6 protein-coding genes are annotated in these 9,457 nt (G+C 73.6%); 2 read left to right on the top strand and 4 right to left on the bottom strand.

From position 1 onward, the window contains the following. Nucleotides 1–72: 72 nt before the first annotated feature. The 3 genes from ACFWE2_RS22665 to ACFWE2_RS22655 form a co-directional block, all read right to left on the bottom strand. The gene (locus tag ACFWE2_RS22665; RefSeq protein WP_377226464.1) at nt 73–705 is read right to left on the bottom strand and encodes a regulatory protein RecX; all 633 of its coding nucleotides are present in this window, start codon (nt 703–705) and stop codon (nt 73–75) included. Between the two features lie 34 nt (nt 706–739). Next, complete coding sequence (recA, locus tag ACFWE2_RS22660) at nt 740–1,960, bottom strand: recombinase RecA (protein WP_377226463.1); 1,221 nt, start codon at nt 1,958–1,960, stop codon at nt 740–742. A 260-nt stretch (nt 1,961–2,220) separates the two neighbouring features. Next, a complete protein-coding gene (locus tag ACFWE2_RS22655) occupies nt 2,221–2,457 on the bottom strand; it encodes a DUF3046 domain-containing protein (protein WP_377226462.1) in 237 nt (78 codons plus the stop codon). A 68-nt stretch (nt 2,458–2,525) separates the two neighbouring features. Here ACFWE2_RS22655 and ACFWE2_RS22650 point away from each other — a divergent pair, with 68 nt between their 5' ends. Further along, complete coding sequence (locus ACFWE2_RS22650) at nt 2,526–7,670, top strand: DEAD/DEAH box helicase (RefSeq protein ID WP_377226461.1); 5,145 nt, start codon at nt 2,526–2,528, stop codon at nt 7,668–7,670. Here ACFWE2_RS22650 and ACFWE2_RS22645 read toward each other — a convergent pair. Beyond that, on the bottom strand, nt 7,636–8,415 hold the full coding sequence (locus tag ACFWE2_RS22645) for a DUF998 domain-containing protein (protein WP_377226460.1): 780 nt from the start codon (nt 8,413–8,415) through the stop codon (nt 7,636–7,638). The genes ACFWE2_RS22650 and ACFWE2_RS22645 overlap by 35 nt on opposite strands. 200 nt (nt 8,416–8,615) lie before the next feature. Here ACFWE2_RS22645 and ACFWE2_RS22640 point away from each other — a divergent pair, with 200 nt between their 5' ends. Then, the gene (locus ACFWE2_RS22640; protein WP_377226459.1) at nt 8,616–9,413 is read left to right on the top strand and encodes a DNA-formamidopyrimidine glycosylase family protein; all 798 of its coding nucleotides are present in this window, start codon (nt 8,616–8,618) and stop codon (nt 9,411–9,413) included. The last annotated feature ends 44 nt before the right edge of the window (nt 9,414–9,457 follow it).

The following is a 9,457-nucleotide window of genomic DNA, read 5'->3' as shown; positions in this document are numbered from 1 at the left end:
GCTGCCGACCACCTGACCTCTTACCGATCTTCTTGCCTACCCGGTTTGCCTATCCGGTGCCGGCGGGGCCCTTCAGTCCTCGGCGTAGCCCAGGTCGTCCGTGTCCTCACCCTCCGCTGCGAGTGCGTCCCGGACCAGCTCGAAGGCCAGCCCGGGCGCGTAACCCTTGCGGGCCAGCGACCCGACGGCGCGGCGGACCCGCACCTCCCGGTCCAGGCCTCGCGTGCGGGTGACCAGCTTGGTGGCCAGCCTGGCGCCGGCCGCCCGCTCGTCGTCGGAGTCGAGCTGGTCCAGGGCCTCGATCGCCGTGTCCTCGTCGATGCCGCGCCTGCGCAGCTCGGCGGCGATCCCGCGCCGCGCGAGGCCGCGCTCGGCGTGGCGGGTGCGGACGATGGTCTCCGCGTAGGTCGCGTCGTCCACCAGGCCCACCTCGTCGAACCTGTCGAGCACCTGCACGACGACGTCCTCCGGGTAACCCTTGCGGGCCAGCGACTGCTCGAGCTCACGCCGGGACTTCTGCGCAGCGGTCAGGATCTTGAGAACCGTCTCGCGGGCCTTCTCGACGGCCTCGTCGCGGCTGATCTCGCCGGACTCCAGGCGCTCCGCGACGGTCTTGCGGGGTGCCCGGTCGGCGCTGCCGCGCCCTCCCCGGCTCCTCGCCCGGCCACCCTCCCGAGCGGCCGGATGGCCCCGACGCTTCCCCACGCCGGGACCATCCGCTGGATCACCGTACTGCACGTCAGAACGGCGCCTTCTCGGCGGCTGCTTCCGCCTTCTCGGCGGTCTTCGACGCCACCGGCTTGGTGGCCTTCGAACGTGCGGTGGTCGACCTGGTGGCCTTCGCCGTGGTGGTCGTCCGGGAGGACGAGCTCGCCGCCGCGACGGTACCCGTGGCCGGTGCGGTGTCGGTGGCGGAGGTCACCGCGGTGGCACCCGCGTCCTCGACCGCCGGCGCGTCGACCTTCGGGCCGACGCCCAGCTTCTCCTTGACGCGCTTCTCGATGTCGTTGGCGAGGTCGGGGTTGTCCCGCAGGAAGGCGCGTGCGTTTTCCTTGCCCTGGCCGAGCTGGTCACCCTCGTAGGTGAACCACGAGCCCGACTTGCGCACGAAGCCGTGCTCCACGCCCATGTCGATCAGGCCGCCCTCGCGGGAGATGCCGTGGCCGTACAGGATGTCGAACTCGGCCTGCTTGAACGGCGGCGCCATCTTGTTCTTGACGACCTTGACCCGGGTACGGTTACCGACCGCGTCCGTACCCTCCTTGAGGGTCTCGATACGCCGGATGTCGAGGCGGATCGACGCGTAGAACTTCAGCGCCTTGCCACCGGTGGTGGTCTCGGGCGAACCGAAGAACACACCGATCTTCTCGCGGAGCTGGTTGATGAAGATCGCGGTGGTGCCGGACGCGCTGAGCGCACCGGTGATCTTGCGCAGGGCCTGCGACATCAGGCGGGCCTGGAGACCCACGTGGCTGTCACCCATCTCGCCCTCGATCTCAGCTTTCGGCGTCAGCGCCGCGACGGAGTCGATGACGATGATGTCGAGCGCGCCGGAGCGGATCAGCATGTCGGTGATCTCCAGCGCCTGCTCACCGGTGTCGGGCTGCGAGACCAGGAGGGCGTCGGTGTCGACGCCGAGCTTCTTGGCGTAGTCCGGGTCGAGCGCGTGCTCGGCGTCGATGAACGCCGCGATGCCGCCCTGGCGCTGCGCGCTGGCCACCGCGTGCAGCGCGATGGTCGTCTTGCCCGAGGACTCCGGGCCGTACACCTCGATGACGCGGCCGCGGGGCAGGCCACCGATACCGAGCGCCACGTCGAGGGCGATCGCGCCGGTCGGGATCACCTCGATGGGCGCACGGGTCTCGTCGCCGAGGCGCATGACCGAGCCCTTGCCAAAGCTGCGGTCGATCTGGGCGAGGGCCGCTTCGAGGGCCTTGTCGCGATCTGCTGGTGCGGGCATGTGCAACACCTTCGGTTTCGGGGCGCTCTGTGCGCCGGCATGGATGGCTCTGTACGTCGTTGCCGACCGTACGCGGAGCCACTGACACGGACGCCTTCTCCGGCCGCCGCCTGTGGACGACGTTCCGAAATCCGTGCCTGTGGTCAAAGTCTAGCCGAACGCGTGTTCGAGGCAAGGCAGGACACGTCGGTGTGTCGTACGGCATCTCGTCGGTGCGGTCGCTCCGGCGACCGGGCGGCTCCAGGGCCGTCGGTCGCGCCTCAGCGGCGGGGCGGCGGTGCCTGCCGGTACTTGTCCTTGCCCCACCGCTCGGCGTCGGGCACGTCCAGCGCGTCGCACAGCGCGTGCCACACGTCACGCGGTTCGTCGCCGTCCTCCAGCGCGGCGGCCGGGGTGCGGCCGTCGAGCGCGGGCAGCACCTGCTCGCGCGCGAGGGCGCGCCCGTAGCCCGGGCCGAACACCTCGTCGACCAGCTGCCAGAAATCCCGTTCGCGCACCGGTCAACCCTACGTCTCCCCCTGCGCACCCGGTGAACTCCGGGCCGGTGTCAGTGGTCAGGGACACAATGGGGTCCATGGCAACGCCCGACGACCCGCTCTCCCGGTTCGGACCCGCGACCCGCGCGTGGTTCACCGGGGCGTTCGCGCGGCCCACCGCCGCCCAGGCCGGCGCGTGGGACGCCGTCGCGCGCGATCAGCACGCGCTCGTGGTCGCGCCGACCGGTTCGGGCAAGACGCTCGCGGCGTTCCTCTGGTCGATCGACCGGATCATGTCGGCTCCCCCGCCCGAGGACCGGTCCCGTCGCTGCCGCGTGCTCTACGTGTCACCGCTCAAGGCCCTCGCCGCCGACGTGCAGCGCAACCTGCGTTCCCCGCTCACCGGCATCCGGCAGGCCGCGGCGAGGGACGGCGTGGCCGTCCCGGACGTCACGGTCGGCATGCGCACGGGCGACACGCCGGCCAACGAGCGCCGCTCGTTCGCGACCCGGCCCCCGGACATCCTCGTCACGACGCCGGAGTCGCTCTTCCTCATCCTCACCTCGGCGGCGCGCGCCGGGCTCGCCGGGGTGGAGACCGTGGTGCTGGACGAGATCCACGCCGTAGCGGGCACCAAGCGCGGCGCGCACCTCGCCCTCAGCCTGGAACGCCTCGACGCGCTGCTCGACCGGCCGGCGCAGCGCATCGGGCTGTCCGCGACGGTGCGCCCGGTGGACGTCGTCTCCCGGTTCCTCGGTGGCGGCCGGGCCGACGACTCGGCCCGCGAGGTCGCCGTCGTGCAACCGCCGTCGCACAAGGAGTGGGCCATCGACGTGGTCGTGCCCGTCCCCGACCTCGCGGACCTCGACAGCGCGCCCGCCACCGGGCCGTCCGACACCGCGGCGTCGCCGGGCGACGAGATCGACCTTTCGGGCGAGGCCACACGTCCGCTGCGCAGGGCCTCCGTCTGGCCGCACGTCGAGGAGCGCGTGGTCGACCTCGTGGCCGACCACACCTCGACCATCGTCTTCACCAACAACCGGCGGGGCGCCGAGCGGCTGACCGCCCGGGTGAACGAGGTGTGGGCGCAGCGCCAGGGGCTGGAGGTCGCAGACCCGGCGAGCACCTGGGCCGCGCTGGTGCCGGGACAGTCGGGCACCAGCGCCGGCCTGCCCCGTCCCGTGCCCGGACAGCGCGGCCTGCCCGAGGCCGTGCCCGGCAGGGACATGACCGCCGACGGCCAGGGCGGGATGATCCTGGCGCGCGCCCACCACGGGTCGATGAGCCGCGCGGAGCGCACACGCACCGAGAACGAGCTCAAGGAGGGCCGGCTGCCCGCCGTGGTCGCCACGTCGTCCCTGGAGCTCGGCATCGACATGGGCGCGGTGGACCTGGTGGTCCAGGTCGGTGCGCCGCCGTCGGTGGCGAGCGGCCTGCAGCGCATCGGGCGCGCGGGCCACCAGGTGGGCGCGGTGTCCAAGGGTGTGGTCTTCCCGATGTTCCGCGGCGACCTCGTGCCGGCCACCGTGATCGCCCAGCGCATGCGCGCGGGCGAGATCGAGCACATGCACGTCCCCGCCAACCCCCTCGACGTCCTGGCGCAGCAGGTGGTGGCGGCGCTGGCCGTCGATGACTGGGCGGAGGAGGAGCTGCTCGCTCTCGTCCGCCGGTCCGCGCCGTTCACGCACCTCGGCGACGCCACCTGGCGGGCCGTGCTCGACATGCTCGCCGGCCGCTATCCCAGCGAGGACTTCGCGGAGCTGCGCGCCCGCATCACCTGGGACCGCGCAACAGGCATGCTGCGTGGCCGGCCAGGAGCCCTACGGCTCGCCGCGACGAGCGGCGGCACCATCCCGGACAAAGGCGCCTACGGCGTCTTCCTGGCGACCGACGCGCCGGACGGCGCGGCCCCCGGCGATGCCCTCACCGACGCGGTGACGGGCGGCGGTGCCCGCATGCGCGGCGGCAAGCGGGTCGGCGAGCTGGACGAGGAGATGGTCTACGAGTCCCGGGTCGGCGACACGTTCACGCTCGGGTCGAGCACCTGGCGCATCCAGGAGATCACCACCGACCGTGTGCTGGTCACCCCGGCGCCGGGCCTCCCCGGACGTCTGCCGTTCTGGAAGGGTGACGCCCAGGGCCGCCCCGCCGAGCTCGGGCGTGCGGTCGGCGCGTTCGTCCGCGAGGCCGACGCCGCCCTGGCCGCCGACCCCGAGGCCGGGCGCAAGCACCTGCGCGACGCGGGGCTCGACACCTGGGCCGCGGACAACCTGGCCGCCTACCTCATCGAGCAGCGGCAGGGCACCGGACGGGTGCCCGACGACCGGACGGTCGTCGTGGAGCGGTTCCGCGACGAGCTCGGCGACTGGCGCGTGGTGATCCACTCGCCGCTCGGTGCACGGGTCCACGCGCCGTGGGCGCTCGTGATCTCCGCGCGCCTGCGGGCCCGGTTCGGTCTCGACGTCGCCGCCATGCACTCCGACGACGGGATAGTGCTGCGGCTGCCCGACTCCGGCGGCGGCTGGGACGGCGACACGTGGGACGTGGGCGCCGCCGCCTCGGCGGACGGCGAGACCGGCGCGCGGCCCGAGCACACGCCCGGCCGGGTCACGCTCGAGGACCTGCTCCTGGAGCCGGACGAGGTCCTCGGCGCGGTCCGCGACGAGCTGGGCTCGTCGGTGATGTTCGCGGCCCGGTTCCGCGAGGCCGCGGCTCGCGCGCTGCTGCTCCCCCGCCGGCGGCCCGACAAGCGGCAGCCCCTGTGGCAGCAGCGCCAGCGCTCCGCCCAGCTGCTGGAGGTGGCCAGCCAGTTCCCCGACTTCCCGATAGTGCTGGAAGCCGCCCGCGAGTGCCTGCAGGACGACTTCGACGTCGCCGCCCTGGCCGACCTCATGCGCGAGATCGCGGCCGGCGGCGTGCGGGTGGTGGAGGTCACGACCCCCACGCCCTCACCCTTCGCCCAGTCTCTCCTGTTCGGCTACACCGCCCAGTTCCTGTACGACGGCGACGCACCGCTGGCCGAGCGGCGTGCGGCCGCCCTCTCGCTCGACCCGGAGCTGCTCGCCGAGCTGCTCGGCGAGCAGGGGTCCGCGGACCTGTCCGACCTCCTGGACCCTGGCGCCGTCGAACGCACGGAGGCCGAGCTGGCCGGGCTGGCACCCGACCGCCAGGCCCGTGACGCCGAGGGCCTGTGGGACCTGCTCCGTCGCACCGGTCCGCATCCGCTCGACGCGCTGCAGGCACGCACCCGCGAGGAGGCACGGCACGCGGTCGAGCACTGGCTCGACGAGCTGGAGGCCACCCGCCGCGTGATCCGCATCCGGTTCGCCGGCACGGAGCAGTGGGCCGTCGCGGAGGACGCGGGCCGGCTGCGGGACGCGCTCGGCGTGGCGCTCCCGGTGGGCATCCCGGAGACGTTCACCGAACCCGTGCCCGACCCGCTCGGTGATCTCCTGCGCCGCCACGCCCGGACGCACGGGCCGTTCGGCGCCGCCGCGGTGGCCCAGCGGTTCGGGCTGGGCGTCGCGATCGTCGTGCACGCGCTTGCCCGGCTGGAGGGCGACGGCGTCCTCGCACGCGGCAGCCTGCGCCCGGGGTCGCTGGGCGGTACCGGCGACGAGTGGTGCGACCCAGGGGTCCTGCGCCTGCTGCGGAGGCGTTCGCTCGCGGTGCTGCGGGCCGAGGTGGAGCCCGTCGAGCAGGAAGCCCTCGGCGCCTTCCTGCCGCGCTGGCAGAACGTCTCCACGGGCCTGCTGCGGGGTGCGGACGGGCTCGTGCAGGCGATCGAGCAGCTCGCGGGTGCCGCCGTCCCGGCGTCGGCCCTGGAGACCCTGGTGCTGCCCGCACGCGTGACCGACTACTCCCCCGCGCTCCTCGACGAGCTGACGGTCGCGGGCGAGGTCCTGTGGGCCGGGCACTCCCGCCTGCCCGGCTCGGGCGGCGGGGACGGACTGGTCTCGCTCCATCTGGCCGACGGCGCCCCGCTCACCCTCCCCGCGCTCGAACCGGTCGAGGAGGAGAGCCTGCTGGACTCCGAGCTGCACCGTGCGGTGCTTGACCTGCTGACCGGTTCGGGCGGCTTCTTCCTGCCCCGCGTGGCCGAGCTCACCGGCGCGGAGCCGGGCGCGGTGCTCGACGTGTTGTGGGACCTGGTCTGGGCCGGGCAGGTCACGAACGACGGGCTGGGCGCCCTTCGGGAGCGGATCGGTGGCGCCGGTGCCCACCGAGCGCCGCGGACGGTCGCGCGCGCCCGGCCGGTGCGGCGCTCCCGGTTCGCGGTGTCGCCCGGGCGGCCTGCCTCGGCCCTCCGGGCGAGCACGTCGGTACCGGGCGGCGGTGGTCGCTGGGCGGCACTTCCGATGCGGGAGGCAGACCCGACCGTGCGGGCCCACGCGCTGACCCAGGTGCTGCTCGAACGGCACGGCGTGCTCACGCGGTCCGGCGCGGCGGCCGAGGGTGTCGGGGCGGGCTACCGCGACGTGTATCGGGTGCTGTCCGGGCTGGAGGAACGTGCGGCGGTGCGCCGCGGGTACTTCGTCGAGCACCTGGGCGGTTCCCAGTTCGCGCTGCCTGGCGCCGTCGACCGCCTGCGGGTCGACGCGCAGGACCGCACCCGGATCATCGAGGCCGAGCTGGAGGTCGCCGAACGAACGTCGGCCGTCGCGACCAGCACGGGCGCGAGCAGCACGAGCGGCGCGGTGGTGCTCGCCGCGATGGACCCTGCCAACCCCTACGGGGCCGCGCTCGCCTGGCCTGCCGGGCCGCACGGAGCAGCGGGCCCAGCGACTGACGGCGCGGCCGCCGGCCTGTCGGGCGGCACGTCGAGCACCGAGTCCGGCGGCAGGGCCGGGGGCGTCGTCGGCCCCGCACCGGACGGCCCCGCACCGGACGGCGCCGGGGCGTCGGACGGAAGCCCCGGGAACAGGGCCGTCACGGCGCACCGTCCCGGCAGGAAGGCCGGGGCGGTGGTGGTGCTCACCCACGGCGACCTCACGCTCTTCGTGGAGCGTGGTGGGCGCACCGTGCTGTCGTTCAGCGAGAGCCCCGCACGGCTCGCGGTCGCGGCCGACGCGCTGGCCCGTACCGTCCGCGAGGGCCGTCTGGGCCGCCTGGTGGTCCAGCGGGTCGACGGCATACCGGCGCTGGAGGCCGCTCGGCACCATCCGGTGGCACGCGCGCTGGTCGAGGCCGGCTTCGCGGTCACGCCACGAGGTCTGCGGATCTCGATCCGCTGAGCAGGAAGGCCTGCTCGTCCGCCTGGTGCCCGGCCGGCGCACCCGGCACCGAGCGGGCCACCTCGTGCTCGATGGTCGGGCTCTCCTGGTCGATGGTGGCGGCGAGCAGGTACAGGAAGCCGATCATGAACACGAAGCCCACGCGTTCGATGAGACCGAACGCAAAGATGCCGGAGCTCGCGAAGAAGACCAGCGACAGGTGGACCACGAGGAACAGCCCTACCACCACGCCCAGGGCGATGGCCGCCGACCGAAGGCCGCGCGGGAGGGCGGACCGGGGCTGCCCGATCGACCGCTCGAGGCTCAGGCCGATCACCGGCAGCACGCAGAACGCCGTCGCGGCGCTCACGCGGTGCACGATGGCCGAGAACGACGCGGCGGTACCCGGCGGGTCGGTCGGGAACGCACCGACCAGAACCATCGCCACGGCGAACACGATCATCGCGGCGGCGGGGACCGGGCCGACCGCAAGACCGGTGCGATACATCCGCACCATGAGGATCAGGCCGAGCACGGCCAGGACCAGGCCGCCGGCCAGGATCAGCTCACCGCCACCGGGCACGAACGCGTACCAGCTGATCGGGTCGAGCACCGGGTCGACCGCCGAAGCGCCGACCACGTGCGCCGCGACCATCGGCAGCAGCGCCGTCGCACCGAACCAGCCGACGGTCCGCACGCTGCGGGCGTCTACGGAAGTGGCGGGCAGATCGGCGTGTCTCCCCAGGTCAGCGGCAATTGCGGTCATGAGAGAAGCATTGTGGTCCGAGCGTTCGGAAACCATCGGGTTTTCCCCCTGATTGTCACTGGGGGCAACCCCTGACTCCGTCACCGACCGGCTGGTCGGGGCTCGAACCGGCCCTTCTCAAGTGGGTGATATGCCGGTTGTGTAGCCTACCGCGACCGTGGCGCCCACTACGCTGAAGCCCCACGACGAGGGGAGCACTCGTGCCCGAGGGCGATGTACTGCGCCTCACCGCCGCGCGTCTCACCTCCGCGCTACGCGGTCTGCCGCTCGTCCGCGCGGAGCTGCGCTGGCCCAGCGTCGGCGCCGCGGACCTGACCGGCGCCACCGCGCTGGAGACCAGCGCATACGGCAAGCACCTGCTGACCCGGTTCGACGACGGACGCACCCTGCACACGCACCTGCGCATGGACGGCTACTGGCGGATCCACCGCACCGGCTCGCGCGACGCCTCGGCCCGTAACCCCGCCATCCGCGCAGTACTCGCGACAGACGCCTGGACCGCGACCGGGTGGCACCTCGGGATGCTCGATCTGCTGCGCACGCACGACGAGCAGCGCATCCTCAACGGGCTCGGCCCGGACGTCCTCGGCGACGACTTCCCGAGCACCGGCCTGTCCGAGAGCTCGACACGGCTCGTCCGTGATCCGAAGCGGCCCCTGTGCGACGTGCTGCTGGACCAGCGTACGGTTGCGGGCCTCGGCACCATCTGGATGGCGGAGTCCCTCTTCGCGCGGCGCCTGTGGCCATGGACGCCCGCGGGGGCGCTGTCCAAGGGTGAACGCGACGACCTGCTCCGCGCGGCCCGCAGGCTCATGGAGCGGAGCGTGGCCGTGGGACGCGCGCGGGGGTTGGCCGCCGTAGAGCTGCACGTGCACGGCCGGACGGGCCGGCCGTGCCATCGGTGCGGCACCCCGATCGACGTCGGGTCGGCGAACGAGAAGCCGTACGAACGCCCCGTGTACTGGTGTCCGACCTGCCAGGCACCGGACCCGGGTTAGCCGGACGGTGAGCGCCCGACACAGACCAAAGCGGGGCGGGACCG

The organism is Promicromonospora sp. NPDC060271, assembly GCF_042726755.1.
In the GTDB taxonomy this organism is placed as follows: Bacteria; Actinomycetota; Actinomycetes; order Actinomycetales; family Cellulomonadaceae; genus Promicromonospora.
The sequence above is the reverse complement of the archived record's forward strand: the minus strand, read 5'-3'. Positions and strand labels throughout refer to the sequence as shown.

Bases quoted from the DNA above. Each gene is read 5' to 3' on its own strand.
- recA (WP_377226463.1), bottom strand. From the start codon at position 1,960: ATGCCCGCACCAGCAGATCGCGACAAGGCCCTCGAAGCGGCCCTCGCC.
- ACFWE2_RS22650 (WP_377226461.1), top strand. From the start codon at position 2,526: ATGGGGTCCATGGCAACGCCCGACGACCCGCTCTCCCGGTTCGGACCC.
- ACFWE2_RS22645 (WP_377226460.1), bottom strand. From the start codon at position 8,415: ATGACCGCAATTGCCGCTGACCTGGGGAGACACGCCGATCTGCCCGCC.